General features: G+C 71.9%; 13 protein-coding genes. 5 read left to right on the plus strand and 8 right to left on the minus strand.

What is annotated here, in order from left to right:
* Positions 1-48: 48 nt before the first annotated feature.
* Positions 49-1,260: an HpcH/HpaI aldolase/citrate lyase family protein gene (locus V3N99_02535; GenBank protein ID MEO3935614.1), complete on the plus strand. Its 1,212-nt coding sequence runs from the start codon at positions 49-51 to the stop codon at positions 1,258-1,260.
* Here V3N99_02535 and V3N99_02540 read toward each other — a convergent pair.
* A complete protein-coding gene (locus V3N99_02540; GenBank protein ID MEO3935615.1) occupies positions 1,257-2,879 on the minus strand; it encodes a hypothetical protein in 1,623 nt (540 codons plus the stop codon). The two genes, V3N99_02535 and V3N99_02540, sit on opposite strands and share 4 nt — an antisense overlap.
* Positions 2,880-3,161: 282 nt before the next feature.
* A complete protein-coding gene (locus V3N99_02545; GenBank protein ID MEO3935616.1) occupies positions 3,162-3,815 on the minus strand; it encodes a fasciclin domain-containing protein in 654 nt (217 codons plus the stop codon).
* A 246-nt stretch (positions 3,816-4,061) separates the two neighbouring features.
* Here V3N99_02545 and V3N99_02550 point away from each other — a divergent pair, with 246 nt between their 5' ends.
* The 3 genes from V3N99_02550 to V3N99_02560 are packed head-to-tail and all read left to right on the plus strand — an operon-like array spanning position 4,062 to position 6,798.
* A complete protein-coding gene (locus V3N99_02550) occupies positions 4,062-5,471 on the plus strand; it encodes a hypothetical protein (GenBank protein ID MEO3935617.1) in 1,410 nt (469 codons plus the stop codon).
* Positions 5,464-6,072, plus strand: a complete 609-nt coding sequence (locus V3N99_02555) for a CDP-alcohol phosphatidyltransferase family protein (GenBank protein MEO3935618.1) — start codon at positions 5,464-5,466, stop codon at positions 6,070-6,072. Before V3N99_02550 ends, V3N99_02555 begins: the two co-directional genes overlap by 8 nt.
* 57 nt (positions 6,073-6,129) lie before the next feature.
* The gene (locus V3N99_02560) at positions 6,130-6,798 is read left to right on the plus strand and encodes a VTT domain-containing protein (protein MEO3935619.1); all 669 of its coding nucleotides are present in this window, start codon (positions 6,130-6,132) and stop codon (positions 6,796-6,798) included.
* Between the two features lie 5 nt (positions 6,799-6,803).
* On the opposite strand, the gene V3N99_02565 is transcribed toward V3N99_02560, so the two are convergent.
* The 3 genes from V3N99_02565 to V3N99_02575 all read right to left on the minus strand — a co-directional run bounded on the left by V3N99_02565 (position 6,804) and on the right by V3N99_02575 (position 9,536).
* Positions 6,804-8,312: an FAD-dependent oxidoreductase gene (locus V3N99_02565; GenBank protein ID MEO3935620.1), complete on the minus strand. Its 1,509-nt coding sequence runs from the start codon at positions 8,310-8,312 to the stop codon at positions 6,804-6,806.
* Entirely contained in the window at positions 8,309-8,950 is a 642-nt protein-coding gene (locus tag V3N99_02570; GenBank protein ID MEO3935621.1) for a methyltransferase domain-containing protein, read from the minus strand. The genes V3N99_02565 and V3N99_02570 overlap by 4 nt, the downstream gene beginning before the upstream one ends.
* Positions 8,951-9,152: 202 nt before the next feature.
* Positions 9,153-9,536: a sigma factor gene (locus tag V3N99_02575; protein MEO3935622.1), complete on the minus strand. Its 384-nt coding sequence runs from the start codon at positions 9,534-9,536 to the stop codon at positions 9,153-9,155.
* Between the two features lie 200 nt (positions 9,537-9,736).
* Here V3N99_02575 and V3N99_02580 point away from each other — a divergent pair, with 200 nt between their 5' ends.
* A complete protein-coding gene (locus tag V3N99_02580; protein MEO3935623.1) occupies positions 9,737-9,889 on the plus strand; it encodes a DUF255 domain-containing protein in 153 nt (50 codons plus the stop codon).
* A 259-nt stretch (positions 9,890-10,148) separates the two neighbouring features.
* Here V3N99_02580 and V3N99_02585 read toward each other — a convergent pair whose 3' ends face one another.
* From V3N99_02585 to V3N99_02595, 3 genes are all read right to left on the minus strand, one after another.
* Positions 10,149-11,456, minus strand: coding sequence for an ISL3 family transposase (locus V3N99_02585; GenBank protein MEO3935624.1), 1,308 nt, complete (start codon positions 11,454-11,456; stop codon positions 10,149-10,151).
* A 380-nt stretch (positions 11,457-11,836) separates the two neighbouring features.
* A complete protein-coding gene (locus V3N99_02590; protein MEO3935625.1) occupies positions 11,837-13,288 on the minus strand; it encodes an alkaline phosphatase family protein in 1,452 nt (483 codons plus the stop codon).
* A 602-nt stretch (positions 13,289-13,890) separates the two neighbouring features.
* Positions 13,891-15,252 (minus strand): IS1380 family transposase, encoded by a 1,362-nt coding sequence (locus V3N99_02595; protein MEO3935626.1) that lies wholly within the window; start codon positions 15,250-15,252, stop codon positions 13,891-13,893.
* Positions 15,253-16,030: the final 778 nt, after the last annotated feature.

A 16,030-nucleotide genomic window follows, 5' to 3' on the forward strand; every position in this document is an offset into this window, starting at 1 on the left:
GGAGGCACACCCGTGCGCGTCGAGAGTCACCGGGGAAGAGGTCCCGTCATGCAGATCGTGGGGCACCGCTCCCAGCGCCATTTCGCTCACCTGCCGCAAGGGGTCAGGGAGGGGATCTTCGCCCATGCACCCGAGCCGTTCGACGTCTCGAGCCCGCTCGGCGACGTCGGCACGGCGCTCGGGGCCACGCTCTACCTCCCGGCGACGCGCCCTCACCTGACCGACGACCTGCTGCGGCAGGGGGCTCGCGGCGTGGTGAGCGCGGTGGTCTGCCTGGAGGATGCGATCGCCGACTCCGAGGTCGAGGGCGCGCAGGCGCACACGATCACCTCGCTGCGCCGGCTCGCCGAGCGGCTGGCCACGGCCGACGCGACCGCCCCGCTCGTCTTCGTCAGGGTGCGCCACCCGGAGCAGATCGTCGACATCGCCACCGCGCTGGCCGAGCCCCCGGCGCCGGGGGGGTCGGACGTGCTCGCCGGCTTCGTGCTGCCGAAGTTCACTGCGGCGTCGGGGGCCGGCTTCCTGCAGGCCCTCGCGCACGCCTCCCGCGCCGTCGGTCACCCGCTGCTGGCCATGCCCGTGATCGAGTCGCCCGAGGTCGTGCACCTCGAGACGCGCCACGCCGCGCTGGCGGGGGTGGCGGCGCTGCTGGCCCAGCACCGCGACGTCGTGCCCGCGGTCCGCATCGGCGCGACCGACCTGTGCGCCGCCCTCGGCGTGCGCCGCTCGCGCGAGCTCACGGCCTACGACATCGGGGCGGTCGCCGCGACCATCTACGACGTCGTCAACGTGCTGGGGCGGGCCGACGGCACCGGGTTCGTCATCAGTGGGCCCGGGTGGGAGTACTTCGCCGACCGCAGCCGGCTCTTCAAGCCCCAGCTGCGCGAGACCCCGTTCGCGGCGCTGACGGGCCCTGACCTGCGGCACGCCCTGATCGACCGCGACGTCGACGGTCTCATCCGCGAGATCGTGCTCGACCAGGCGAACGGGCTCACCGGCAAGACCGTCGTGCACCCCAGCCACGTGCCCGTCGTGCACGCGCTGTCGGTCGTCTCCCTCGAGGAGCACTGCGACGCGCTCGACGTGGTGGGCCAGCAGGCCCGTGGCGGAGGGGTGCTCGCGTCGGGCTACCGCAACAAGATGAACGAGTCAGGGCCTCACCTGGCGTGGGCCGAGCGCACCCTCGTGAGGGCGCGGATGTACGGCGTGGCCCGCGAGCAGGTCGGGCCCGTCGACCTGCTCGCCGCGCTCGACGCCTAGCGGACGCGCTCGGGCCTCGCCCAGAGCGGCACCTCGAGCCACGACCGGATGCCGAGGGCCCACTGCGGCGGCACGCCCGGCCGCGCGGCGGCGTCGGCCAGGCCGGTGATGGCGTCGAACCGGCCGTACATGCCGAGGAGGTAGAGGTGGCCCCGGGTCGATACGTCGGGCTCGGGGCCGGGGTCGGTCATCAGCGCCAGGGCCGACCGTCGCACCATCTCGACGACGTCGTCCGGGCCGTAGCCCTCTGGGGCCGTCTGCATCGGGGTCTGGGCGTTCGCGACGCTGACGAGGGCCTGGGTGGCGCGGGTCGGCTCGGTCGACGGGTCGAAGGCGAGCTCGAGCATCCACGGCACGGCCGTGGGGGGCAGGAGCCACGCCAGCACCGACAGGGCCTCGTCGATGACCGGCTCGCGGTCCTGCTCCAGGGCCCAGCGCAGGGCTCGGGCATAGGTCTCGCCGACCACGTCCCGCTGGGGCGAGAGCATCAGGAGCGACAGCGCCGTGCCCCGTGAGTCCTCGGCGCTGAGGCCGGCCGCCGTGCGCAGCAGGGACGCGAAGACAGGGTGCAGGGCGCCGCGCGGGCTCTGGGCGGCGGCGAGGCGCCGCTCCACCTCGTCGGCCAGCGTGGTGACCTGCTCGTCGCCCAGCGCACCTCCGTGCTCGATGATCCGCCCCACCCGGCGACGAGTCGTCTCGGACAGCAGATCGGCGACCACCGTGCATCGCTCGGGTCCGTCGAGCACCTCGAGGAACGAGGCCGCAGAGCGGTGCACGCGGTGCGACGCCGTGCTGTCGTCGAGTGCCTCGACGGCGTACCGACCCATCTGGGTGAGCTGCCGAGGTGAGACGACGGCCTGGTTCACCATGCTGCGGGCCATCCACATCAGGGAGAAGTGGGCGGCCGGCCCGATCGGGTTGCGCAGGTGACGCAGCACGAGCTCGACCGGCTCCGGGCCCGGCACCGCGAGCAGGAGCCCGAGGGTCTCGCCGTAGACAGGGGCCACGGGGTCGCTCAGCACCTCGTCGACCATGTCGAGCACCGCCCGGGTGCTGCGCGGGTGCGAGGCCAGGGAGAGCTTGGCCACGTCGCGCAGGATGTAGTCGAGGCCGGTGCTGAGGGAGGCCTCGAGGGAGACCCGCCGCAGCAGGTGCGTCCAGTCGTCGCGGCGCAGGAAGGTGGTGGTGACCGAGCCGAGGTGGGTCGAGAGGGTGCGCCACTGCAGCGGGGTCATCCGGTCGTCGGACCGGGCGAGGTCGAGCAGGTCGTCGGTCTCGTCCTCCCACGTCGGGGGCCGCACCGGCACCAGGTACGGCTGGGCGGTCGTGAGCTGACGCTCGCGCGCGAGCAGGTCGACCATCGTGAGCAGCTGCCCCTCGGGCAGCCCGAGCACGACCTCATACCGTCGCACCTGGGCGTGGCTGACCGACGTCGTGCCCGACTCCCAGCGGCCGATCTGCGCGCGGTGCACCGGTGGGCTGATCGACGCGGAGAACTGCGAGGCCCGCTGCAAGCGGGGGTCCGTGGCGTAGAGCCGGGCGTTGCTCAGCACCCAGCCGATCTCGACCGCGAGGCCGTCGGGGCTGAAGGCCAGCTCGGGGCCCGTGATCGCCGGCATCGACGTCACCACCCCCCTCCCGGTAGTCCTCCTGCCACCGACCCTGCGGGGCAAGGGCATTCTGCCTCACACCTGCGCCTGTGGGTACCGTTTCGTGACCGGTGTCCATCAGGGTGACCTACGACTCCCCACTGGGCCACGGCGACTGCCGGGCTCCGGCGTCGAGCACCTGCTGCTCGAGCTGCCCTGGCGACGCAGCACGTCGGGGGACGCAGACGCGACCGCCACCCACAGCCCGCCGAGCGGGGCTGGGATGGCGGTCGCGGGGGACGACTGCGGTGATCAGGCGGCCGGGGGCGTCAGGACCGAGTCGAGGATGTAGACGGTGGCGTTGGCGGTCTGCACGTTGCCGCAGACGACGTTGGCCTTGGCGGCGCCGACCTGGAACGACTCGCCGGAGCCGGTCACGGTGACCTCACCACCGTTGAGGGTCTTGTGGGTGCCGGCCAGCTGCTCGGGGGTGAGCTTGCCCGCGATCACGTGGTAGGTCAGGACCTTGGTCAGGGCGGCCTTGTCCTTCAGGAGCGCACCGAGGTCGGCAGCGGGGATCTTCTCGAAGGCGGAGTTGGCCGGGGCGAAGACAGTCAGCTCGGGAGCCGAGTTGAGGGTGTCGACCAGGCCGGCGGCCTTCACGGCGGTGACCAGCGTGGACAGCACCGGGTTGGCGCTGGCAGCGGTGGCGACCGGGGCGGTGGCCATGCCGTTGAACGAGCCGGCACCGTCGGCGGGGACGGCGGAGCAGCCGGCACCGAACGGCTTGGTGGACATGGCGTCCGTGGCGGTGCTGCTCGTGGTGTCGGACGGGGTGGTCGCGGCCGAGGAGCTGGAGCTGGCGGCGGTGCCGGCCGAGGTGGTGCTGCTGGAGCCGCAGGCGGCGAGGCCGAGGGGCAGGGCAGCCACGAGGGCGAGGGCGGCAGTGGTGCGACGAACGTTCACGGTGAATCTCCTTGGTGGGCTTGTCCGTTGGCCACCGAGTGCTGGTGGCTGACTCTCGATGGTCATTCGGCGCATGCGGGTCAGCGGATTGCCCCGGGTGAGAGCGCATCCGGGCCGGTCGTCCCCCCGCTCAGGACAACGGGGACAGCAGCAGGAAGGATCGGGGGGACCCAACCGGGTCGCCGTCACGAGTCGGGGACAAGTCGACCGCGATGCCGCACCAGACACGGAGGCCCGATGGGACGCATGACCTGGCTGCGAGACCTCGAGCGGCTGACGCGCCCCGTCGACGAGGAGACCGCCGCAGCGCTCCGCACGCGGTGGGAGGGCCTGCCGGCGCACGCGCGCACCCCGGCGCAGACCCTCGGGCAGCATGCCCTGGGCTGCGAGGGCACCCACGGGGTCTTCCCGAGGTGCGACCTGGCCTGCACCCCCTGCTACCACTCCCGCGACGCCAACCGGGTCGCCGTCAGCGGCCGCCACACGCTCCAGCAGGTGCGGGCCCAGATGGGGCTCCTGCGCAGGGTGAGGGGCCCGCGCGCCCACGCCCAGCTGATCGGCGGCGAGGTCACGCTGCTGCCCCCCGACGACCATGCCGCCACGCTGCAGGTCATGCGCGAGCACGGCCGGGAGCCGATGAGCATGAGCCACGGCGACTTCGACGCCGACTACCTGACGGCACTCGCCCTGGGGCCGGACGGCACCCGCCGACTCGACCGGCTCTCCTTCGCAGGGCACTTCGACTCGCTGATGTTCGGCCGGCGGGGCATCGAGCGGCCCCCCGACGAGGCCTCGCTCAACCCCTACCGCCGGCGCTTCACCGCGATGTTCGAGATGCTGCGCCGCGAGCACGGGGTGCGCTCCTTCCTGGCGCACAGCATGACCGTCACCCCGAGCAACCTCGGGCAGGTTGCCGCGGTGGTCCGGGACTGCCACGCCTACGGTTTCGGGCTCTTCTCCTTCCAGCCCGCGGCGTTCATCGGCGACGATCGGCGCTGGCACGAGGGCTACGCCGACACCACTGCCGACGAGGTGTGGGCGCAGGTCGAGGCGGGGGCCGGCACCCGGCTGCCCTTCCGCGCCCTGCAGGTCGGTGACGAGCGGTGCAACCGCACGACCTACGGCTTCTACGTCGGCGACGACTACGTGCCGATCCTCGACGACCTCGACCCGGCCGACCTCGAGGTGCGTGACGCGTTCCTCACCTTCTTCGGCGGCATCAGCTTCTCCGGCTCGCCGCTGCCGCTGGTCGCGGCCAAGGTCTCCCGGGTCGTGCTGCGCCACCCGCGCGGCGCAGCCCTGCCCTTCCTGAGGTGGCTGGCCCGCAAGGCCAGACGCGTCGGCCTGCGACGCCTGGTGCGACACCGCATCCGCCCGGTCACCTTCGTCATGCACTCCTTCATGGATGCCGCTGACGTCGCCCCGGCGTGGCAGGCCATGCAGGAGGGCCGGGTGGCCGCCGACCCCCGTCAGGTGGCGGCGCAGGAGCGGCTGGCCGCCTGCTCCTACGCGATGGCGCACCCCGAGAACGGCGTGCTCGTCCCGGCCTGCGTGCAGCACAGCGTGCTCGACCCGGGTGAGAACCGTGCCCTACGAACCCTGCTGCCGCTCACCCCGGTCCGGCGACCGCCCCGTCAGGCCGGCGCACGTGCTTGACACCCGGGCCCGACGGCTCCTCGGCCCGCCTCTCGACGCGGTCGGGGCCCGGTTCGCCGATGCCGGGGTCCCGGCGCTCGCGCTGACCGCGGCGGGCTGGGTCGCGGGCGTCGCCGCGTGCGTCGCCGTCGTCGTCCACGCGTGGCTGCCGGCCCTCGCCCTGTGGCTGCTCAACCGGCTGCTCGACGGGCTCGACGGACCGGTCGCACGGCGTCAGGGGGCCAGCGACCTCGGCGGCTTCCTCGACATCGTCGCCGACTTCAGCATCTACGCCGGCTTCGTCGTCGCCGTCGGGATCGCGCGGCCCGAGGCCCGGATCGCGTGCCTGGCCCTGCTCTGCGCCTACTACGTCTCCGGGACCGCCTTCCTGGCACTGTCGTCCCTGCTCGAGCGGCGGGGCACCACCATCGCCGCAGACGGTCGGTCGCTGCGCTTCGTGGGCGGCCTCGCCGAGGGCACCGAGACCGTGGTGGTCTATGCGGTGCTGTGCGTCCTGCCCGACCTCGCCGAGCCCATCGCGTGGGTCTTCACCGCCGCGGTGGCCGTCACGGCCGTCCAGCGCATCTCGCTCGGGATCGCGGTGCTGCGCCGTGGTCGGTGAGACGGTGGCGGTCACCCTCCCCCCAGGTGCCTGCACCGTCTTCCACGGGGGCCGGGCGTGACCCGCCGGGCCGCCGTCCTGCGGCTGGTCGCCCTCGTCGTCCTGGTCGCGGCGGCGCTGGCCCTGGCCCAGCTCATCGGCATCCCGAGCATCGACGGGCTGCGGGCCCGCTTCGAGCCGTGGGGCTGGTGGGGCGCAGCGGCATACGCGGGCCTGTATGCCGTCGCGACCCTGTCGCCGCTGCCCAAGGCCGTCTTCAGTCTCGGCGCGGGCGCCCTCTTCGGGCTCGTCCCGGGGGTGGGCGTGGTCGTCGTCGGTGCCTGCGCCGGAGCGGTGCTGGCCTTCTGCCTGGCCCGGGCCCTCGGCCGCGAGGGGGTGCACCGGCTGACCGGGCTGCGTGGTGACCGGCTCGACGCCCGGCTGGCCCGACGCGGCTTCCTCACCGTGCTGGTGCTGAGGCTGGTGCCGGTCGTGCCCTTCACGGTCGTCAACTACCTGGCCGGGGTCACCTCGCTGCGGGTGTCGGTCTTCCTCTCCGCGACGGTGCTCGGCATCCTGCCGACGACGACGGCCTACGTGGCGCTCGGTGCCTACGGCTCCCAGCCCGGCTCGTGGCCGTTCTGGACCGCGCTGACCTCGGTGGTGGTGCTGACCGCCGGCGGCGGCGTCGCGGCCCTGCGGGAGCGCCGTCGGGAGGCGGGCCGACTCCCGTCGGCCCCACCCTGAGGGGCTCAGCGGCCCCGCAGGGTGGCGCGCCGCACGGCGACGAGCGCCCTCGTCGCCCCACCGGTGACGCCGCTGGCCAGCTGCTGCTGCACCTGCGCGAGGGCTGCCTTCCACAGTCCGTCGCCGTGTGTCGGATAGGCGTGGGTGGAGGCGGCGACGTCACGCGCCTTCAGCCCGTGCCGCGCGGCCAGCACGGCCTCGGCCAGCGACTCCCCGGCTCGCGGGCCGACGACGGTGGCGCCCACGACGCGGCCCCTGCCGTCGAGCACCAGCCGGGAGAAGCCGGCCGTGTGCTGCTCGGCGACCGCCCGGTCGACCTCGGTGTGCGGCGTCGTCTGCACGGTCAGCCCGAGCGCCTGCGCCTGCGCGAGCGACACGCCGACGGCGGCGACCTCGGGCTGCGTGAAGGTCACGCGCGGTGTCAGGGCGACGTCGACCCGGCGACGCAGACCGAGGACGGCGTTCGACGCCGCCAGGCTGCCGTGCACCCCTGCGGTGTGGGTGAACTGCGGGTGACCGGTCAGGTCGCCCGCGGCCCAGATGTGGGGGCTGGTGGTGCGCAGCCGAGCATCCACCCGCACCAGGCCTCGCTCGTCGAGCTCGACGCCGGCCCGCTCGAGGCCGAGCGACGCGGTGCGTGGGCGACGCCCCACGGCGACCAGCACCGAGTCGACGGCGACCTCGCTGCCGTCGGCCAGCTCGGCGACGAAGGATTCCCCGTCGGCCCGGACGGCGCGCAGCCCGGCACCGATGCGCACGTCGACGCCGTCGTCGACCAGGGCCTGGGTGACCAGGACGCCGGCGTCGGCGTCCTCGCGCCCGAGCAGCCGGTCGGCTTCCTCCACCAGGGTCACCCGCGAGCCGAGCCGGGCGAAGGCCTGACCGAGCTCGCACCCGATGCTGCCACCACCGAGCACCAGCAACCGCTTCGGCAGCTCGGTGAGGGCGAAGACCGACTCGTTGGTCAGCGGCCCCGCGTCGGCGAGCCCGGGGATCGGCGGCACCACCGCCGTGGCGCCGGTGGCGATCACGGCCTGCCGGAAGGGCACCGGGGTGCCGTCGACCGTGGCGGTGTGCGGGCCGGTCAGCTGCGCGGACCCGCGCGCCGCGTGCGCTCCGGCGGCCCGCACGGCCTCGGGCGAGTCGAGCGGCGCGATCGTCATGATCGCGTCGCGCACGTGCGCCATCACCGCGGTGAAGTCGACGGTGACTGCGGCCGCACGGACGCCGTAGCGGGAGGCGGTGCGCGCGTCGTGGGCGGCGTGCGCGGCGCTCAGCAGGGCCTTGCTGGGCACGCAGCCGGTCCACAGGCAGTCGCCGCCGATGCGGTCGCGCTCGACGAGCAGCACGCTGGCTCCGAAGCGGGCGGCGGTCTTGGCCCCGACGAGGCCGGCGGTGCCGCCGCCGACCACCAGCAGGTCCCACGCGACCCCGTCCGGCGGCGTCAGGTCGTCGGACGCCCAGGTGGACGAGCCATCGGTGGGCGGTCCCGGCGGACTGCCTCCAGTGGTCATCGCGCGTCCTCCTGAGTGCCGTGGGCGGGCTTGGTGCCGACCGCGACGTGCACGTGCCCGCCGGTCATCACGGCATACGTCGTGTCGTCCGTCGCGGTGAGCACCTGCCGCCAGACCTCGCGTGACGCGTCCACCCCACCGGTGAAGAGCGCCAGCCGCGCCACGGGCTCGAGGACGCGCCAGCGGCCGACCGGCAGGGCCGTGTCGACGACGGCGACGCGCCCTCCCGGGCGCAGCAGCCCGTAGGCCTGCTCCCAGGCCGCGTGCCAGTCGCCGACCACGGAGAGCGAGTAGGTGAACAGGACGGCGTCGAAGGGGCCAGTGACGAGCGCGCCGAGCTCGGCTGCGTCCCCGTCGACCAGGGAGACCCCTGACCAGCCCGCACCCGCGACCCGTCGTCGGGCCTGGCGCAGCATCGACGCGCTGGCGTCGACTCCGACCACCTCAGCAGCGCCCGCACGCATCAGCAGGGGCACGTTGAGCCCCGTCCCGCACCCGACGTCGAGCACCCGCGCGCCGACGGCGAGGTCCAGCGCGTCGATGGCCGCCTCGCGGCCGTGCCGGTAGACCAGCCGCTCCATCGACACCACGTCGTAGACCCGTGCCCCCAGCCGGTAGCGCGGCACAGAGATCCTCATGGCCTCCAGCATGCCCCACCCCCACCACCCTCGTTCCGAACCAGGGAAACCCTTGGTTTCGCAGCCCGCTCGGGGCCGAAACCACGGGTTTCCCTGGTTCGGAACGGGAGCACGGGCCTGGAGTCGCGGCCGGGCCACGCCGAGCTCGCGTCGGAGGTCTGCGACGCGGGATGCCCTACCTCAGGCCGGGAGCGGGTCGGCGTCAGGTGTGGTGGGCGAGGGCCAGGGGCGGGCGAGGAAGGCCGCCACTCACCTGCCGCACGTGGTCGGTGGCGCAGCGGTGCATGATCATGAGCGCCCAGGTCCGGGCGGAGGCGGGGCGGTCGACCCAGGCGGGCGCCGCGCTCCATACGTCCCAGAGATGGGCGAAGCCCCGGCGGCAGACCTCGCTCGCCGTCTCGGCGTCACCGACGACGAGGTGCACGATGCGGTAGGCCGGGACCGAGACCAGGTCGTAGGCTGCCGCGGCCGCCGAGGCGTCTCCGGACACGGCCCGGTCGAGAAGGCCCGCGAGGTCGGCGACCACGACCTCGAGGCGGCCGTCAGGCCGGGCCGAGACGTCAGGGGGGATGACGACGTCATCCATGGGGTCCTCCGGTGCGCTGGCATCAACACGAAGTCAGGAGCTGGGGACCTTGTGGCACCGTGAATCGGTACAAACACGACCCTAGACGAGGGCCGACCGCACGACACCCGGTATGGAGAAAGGCGACAGTGGCCAGTACGGGCCACCGCTGCCTCGGGGGGCCGCCACCCCAGCTCCGCTCGAGTGACAGAGTGGCCGGCGTGAACCGCCTCGCCGCTGCCACCTCGCCCTACCTCCTGCAGCACCAGGACAACCCCGTCGACCGGCAGGAGTGGGGCCCGCAGGCCTTCGCTGAGGCGAGGGAGCGCGACGTCCCGCTCCTGATCTCCGTGGGCTACTCCGCCTGCCACTAGTGCCGGCTCGTAGCGTAGAAGCGTGAGTGGGACCTAGACCGTGGTCTGGTGCACCCACCGCACCAGCTTCGAACGACGGTTGTTGCCATGCGCCCTATGTGGTCGCATCGCTAGCATCCTGACCCAGGCCGGGGACTACCGGACCGCCACCCCCATCGAGGCCTAACACCGAGGCTCACCCCGCCTCGGCATCCTCGGCGCCCTCACCGCTCCGGCGCGGCTGCTGCCTCTGCTGTCGATACCGGCAATTGCGGGCTCTTCACAAAGCAGGGTGTAGTTGCGGTCTGAAGCCGCCGCTCTCGAGCAGGGATCGGGCGATGTAGTTGGTGAGGTTGCGGAACCCGAGGGCGGAGCCACGCAGATGCTCGAGTCGACCATTGATGGCTTCCGTAGGTCCATTCGAGGTCCCGGGCCGGTCGAAGTAGGCCAGCACGTCGTCGGCCCTGCTGGCCAGCGTGCGGCCGAGCTTGCTCACCTCGGTCAGCGCTTCAGGGACGGCGTCGCTGACCGAGGCTATGAGCGTCGTCATCAGTTCGCGTCCGTGCTTGCGGTCGGGGTCGCGGTACGCGGCGACCATCCGCTGGTAGATGCCCCAGGTGGCCTCGACCTCGACGTGCTTGCGGTTCGTGAACAAGACGGTCAGTCGTTCCCGCTGAGCGTCGGTGAGTAGGTCGTTGCCGGTGTGCAGGGTCCTGCGGGCCTTGAACAGCGGGTCCTCCTTTCGGCCTCGGTGGCCGTGCACGGCCTGCTGGACCCGGCGACGGCAGGTGTCGAGTGCGTCGCCGGCCAAGCGGACGACATGGAACGGATCCATCACGGCCACCGCCTTCGGCAGCTCTTCGCTGGCGGCGGTCTTGAACCCGGTGAACCCGTCCATCGCCACCACCTCCACCCGGTCGCGCCAGCCCTGGGAGCGGGCCGCGAGCCACTGCTTGAACGCCTGCTTGGACCTGCCTTCGACCATGTCCAGGAGCCGAGCAGGGCCGGTACCGTTACGGATTGGGGTGAGGTCGATGATGACGGTGACGTACTTGTCCCCGCGCCGGGTGTGCCGCCACACGTGTTCGTCGACCCCGACGACCTGCACGCCGTCGAACCGGGCCGGGTCGCCGATCAGGACCCGCCGGCCCTCGGCCAGGACGGCGTCGTTCGCGGTGTTCCACGACACCGCCAAGCCCTCCGCGACCCGGGACACGGTCAGGTGCTGACACACGATCCCCTCCAACGCCCACCGTAACCCCCGCCGCGACAGCTTCGCCCGCGGCTCCGCCGCAGCGCTCGTGTCCTGGCGCCAGACCTGCCCGCACCCTGTGCACCGATACCGGCGGACCGTCACGAGCAACGTCGTGGGACGCCACCCCAGCGGCTCGTGCGCCAACCGCCTCACCACGGTGTCGCGGGCTACGCCCTCGCCCCCGCAGCGGTGGCACCACCGGTCGGGTTCCACGACCCGGCACGCGAGGACCGCCCGGCCAGGTTCGAGACGTTGCCCGGTCACTTCGAGTCCGAGCTCGTCCAAGCGGGTGAAGGTGGTCAGGTCAGGGGCAGCGAAGGTAGCGTCAGGCACGTCGAGGTCTTCCAGATGCGGTGTGTAGGAACCCTCATCATCGGAAGACCTCGACACCTACCCCGGGACCGACGCGCCGAGCCACCCGGGCGAGGGACCTACACCCTCAACTGTGAAGAGCCCAATTGCGCCCGTTCCCGAAGGGGTTCCCGCCCGTGATCGCCGCATCGCTGCTCGTCCTGGCCGCGACCAACACAGCTCTCGACCGTCCGTCGTCCGGCGCTGAGCTGTGCTGGGACGCCGCCCCCGTCGTCGCGGCGTCACCGGCAGGCCGGTGCGCTGCTCACGCGCCACGCCCGGTACGGGTCACCCCCCGAGCCTGCAACTGGCCGTCCTTGACTTCGTACCACCCGCCCCCGGGTTGGTGTCCGCACCTGGTTCTACGTCGGGTCGTCCACTGCTACATCCGGGTTGCTCAGCAGGAACCGCTGTGAATCCGCGGGGATCGGGTGCTGCGTCAACGTCTCTGCCGCAAGGGGAACCTGCGTGTAGTCGAAGGCATCGGCGTAGTCGTAGGCGGTCGCGTCGGCCGAGCTCAGAGGCGGCAGACCGAAGTTGTGCTCGATGAACGCAAGCATCGACGCGTAGCTGGCGACGGTGTGGTCGGTGAAACCCGCCTTCGCGTAGGGGCTGACGATGACCATGGGCACGCGGATGCCCAGCGAGGTCCCCGCCGGCGGGGCGACGTGGTCGGCGAAGCACCCGCAGTCGTCGTAGGTGATGAAGATCGCGGTGCTCGGACCGGCGGGACCGTTCTCGATCTCCGAGACGACCTGCCCGATGCGGTTGTCCCCGATCAGCATCGACTGCTGGTTGTGCTGGCTGGTGTTGCCGCCCACCCCCATAGGCATCACGTAGCTGATGGCCGGCAGGGTCCCCGCGGCGGCGTCCGTGTCGAGCTGCTTCTTCGGAGTGAAGATCTGCCCGCGTTGCGCCGTGTACAGGCACTTGGCGAAGCTTGGGCAGATCGACCAGGCGTAGCCGTTGGGATGGACCTGGCCCCCCGCCGCAGGTGCCAACGCGTTACCCGCGGCCCCGCCGGCTGCGGGCTGCGTGGCCGTCGGAGGCTGCGGGCCCGGGGTGGTGGCTGGCGGGAGCTCGGCGTAGATGTGCATGGACAGCCCTGCTCCCAGGGCCTCGTCCATCATGGTGCGTTGGTAAGGGACCGCACTCTGCTTGTAGGCCCCGCCGAACGGGAAGCGGGTGGGATCCAGGCCGGGGTACGGGATGCACGACGGCTGCCACGAGTAGGGGGTGACACCGCCGTCAGGAGACCACCGGGCCCTGCGGTTGCTGTCGCAGCCCCACCCGGGGTTCGTCACCACCGTCTTGTCGGGCGTCGGGTTGTCCCCCGTGAACCCCCCAAGCCCGGCCAGCGCGAGCTCGAGGTGCCCACCCCAGGACGGGACCTTGTCCTCTTCGAAGGTCCGGTCCGAGATCGCGTACTTGCGCGCGAGCGCCGACAGGGACGGAATCTGTCCCGGTGCGTACTGGGTGTAACAGTCGCTGTACGGGGCCACGTCTCCGGGCGGTGGCGCAAATTGGTCCCAGGTGCAGTCCTTCACCTTGTCGAAGGAGTCCATCTTCCCCCCATTGACGGCGGCGGCCTGCGACGCGGTGTCGTGGTTGGACAGCGGCACGATGTCGGGGGCCTTCTGCAGCGGCACTGTTGAACCGCTCTCCACGTGACCACTCGTGGCCCCGTCACACGGGACGGAACGGGCCTCGGTCGCGCATAGCTTGCCCAGCACGTTGTCGAAGCTGTGGTTCTCCTGGTAGATGATGACGACGTGCTTGATCGGGCTCGCAACCGCCGCTGTGCTCCCCACCACGGACCGCGATGCGGACAACGATGCGGACAACGACGCAGACGACGATGCGGCGCCGATGGTGGAGAGTGCGAGGCTGCCCAGAAGGAGCCCTACCGTCGCCGCGCCGCCCACTCTGACCGACCTGTGAGATGCGTGGCCCGGCATTCTTTCTCCTCATCGTGGCACTCGGACGAACGTTTCCTGGGCAACTGCTGGGAACTGGGTGCAGATCGGGTGGGTACCCCCACCGTCCAACGCTTCCGGCCCCCACCCCCAAGCTCCTGCTCGGGTACGGGATGCGCACGCACCGGGGACCTGTCATTCCGTGGACCCCCGACGACCAGCAATCTAGACCCGTGTCGGGGGAAAAGAAAGACCCGTCAGGCCCTGTTCTGAACGTGATTCGTTCCCGTGGCCGACGGCTGCGCGCGGTCCGCTCGACGACGACGGCGATGCTGGCCCACGCCCTCTCATCCCGGATCCACCGTCCCTGATTTCGGGGGTGTCCGCTGACATCGTCGGCCGGTGATCCCGGGCCTTGCCGGACGGTGGCGCGGTGGAGCCGCCGGTCTGTCCGGCTCTTCCACGTCGGGTCGTTCCTCGGGGGCCAGGTGGCCGGATGGTCAGGTAGCGGTAGCGGTGGCGGTGGCCCAGAGGTTGTCCCATGCATTCGCCCAGGGCCAGTTCGTCGGTAGGTGCAGCATTAACCGTCGGGCCGAGGACGCGACCCTGCCCGGGACCGCGACCAGGTGGGTGCGCAGGGTGGCCCACCTCGCTTTAGCGTGGCGGGTCGAGGCGGCGACTCCCGCGGCGCGCAGGAGGTTGAACGCGAGGCAGGCCAGGGCGAGCCACGCTGCGTTGGCGTCGAACTTGCCTGACGGTGCGTGGGCCATGGCCCCGCTCTTGAGCTCGGCGATGACCTGCTCCACGATCGCGTGGTCCCGGTGGGTCTCGTCCGCGGCGATCGCGGTCAGGGTGGAGTTGGTGACGAACCCGTGATGACGCCAGCTGGCGAACAGCTCGTCTTGACCCGCAGCGACGGCGACCTTGTTGAGCCGCTGCACGCGGCGGACCACGAGTCGGCAGGGGACCTGCTGGTCCTTGCGGGCGGACGTGAACGCGATGAACTCGGTTTCGGCGACCTGCGCTTCGGAGATCCACCGCTGCTCGTCGTCGTCCCAGATCGCCCGGGGGTACTTGATCGTGGTCCACGCATCCTCGGGGATGGCGCCGATCGCCCGCACCACAGCAGGATTCATCCGCACGGTGACCGAGAACCAGGCCTTGGCCTTGAGGGCGGCGGTGACCAGGTCGCGGCGGTAGTACCCGGAGTCAGCCCGGACCATCACCTGCCCGCACGCCCCCGCGCGGCGGGCGGTGGCGACGGCGTCCCCGACCAGCTTCGCGCCGCCCTGCCCGGAGATCGTGTTGCCCTTGCGCAGCCGGCACGCTGCGATGACCGGTGCGCAGGTCGGCGACGACAGCACGGCCAGCTGCGCGTTCAGCCCCTTGACGCCGGAGTACCCGTACGCGACGCCCTGCTTCTTGTACCCGTGGACCTCGCGGATCGTGTCGTCGATGTCGACGAACGCCATCGCGTCGGTCCCGGCCAGGAGCCGCGGGACCACACCCGCGAGCCCGGCCAGGACCTGGGAGGAGATCGCGTCGAGCTGCCGGACGTGTCCGAACGTGAAGGTGCGTAGGAACGTCCCGACCGTCGAGGGGGCCCGCACCCCGGTCACGACCTTGCTCATGCCGCCGTGGCGCAGCACGTCGAGGTCGTCGATGCTGTCGGCGCCGGCGATCATCCCCGCGACCACGCACCCGGCCTTGACCGCCGCGTTGGGCGACGACACGGTCAACCGCTGCGTCAGCAGGCGCTGCAGCCCGGCGCGTTCGGCCAACCGCATCACCGGGACCAAACCCGCCACACCGATCAGGTTGGGGTCATCGAAAACTGCGTCGATCGTGTGGAATGCTTGCATCTGTCGGATGCCCCTTCGGAGCCGGTGATCTTGGATCTTCGCAAGCCCAATTCTCCTGCACCACAGGGGCATTCGCGTGTCACGACCCGCCGTTACCGCTCACACGTCGGTGGATCCGGGCTCATCCGTGGGGCTCTTCACCGAGGCCCTCGAATCCGCGCACGTGGCGCGGGAGCTGACCAGCCCCGGTGACATCCAGAGCCAGGTGATGTGGCGCACCGCAACCGCACGCGCGCTAGCCGGATCCGGCCGGCTCGACGAGCCTTGCCCTGGCCGACGAGGCGGTGGCTCTCGTTGCCCCGACCGACTTCTCAAGCATCCCCGATGACGCCCTGCTGGACCAAGCCGAACTCCACGAGGTTGCGGGACGTGTACGCACCGCCCGTCGCGGGGTTCAGCAGGCCGCCGCGCTCTACACGCGCAAGGGCGACAGAGCGTCAGCGGCCCGCGCCAAAGCGTTACGCCACCCGATAGCCGTACTTCGCGGCTAGCGGTGGGTCGGCCGGCAGGGGGCGCCCGCACTGCACGGCCCCGTTGACACTTTTCGCGGGGAGAGCGGGAAATTGTTCTGCACCGATTTCGGATCGACGCGTCTCGGGGTTGGTCGGGCCGGGAATCCCGGACGTGTGTGCGGTGGCGGCTGAGTCCCTGCGTACCCGGCCCAGGCGAGGGGCGAGGGATCGTGGAACGTTCAGGTGTGCGGTTGCTTGGGCGGGTCAGGGCGGCAACGGTCCCCGCCGTGGTCGCGTTCATCGTGGCGACGGTGCTGGCGATGACG

Source organism: Dermatophilaceae bacterium Soc4.6 (assembly GCA_039889245.1).
Lineage (GTDB): Bacteria > Actinomycetota > Actinomycetes > Actinomycetales > Dermatophilaceae > Lapillicoccus.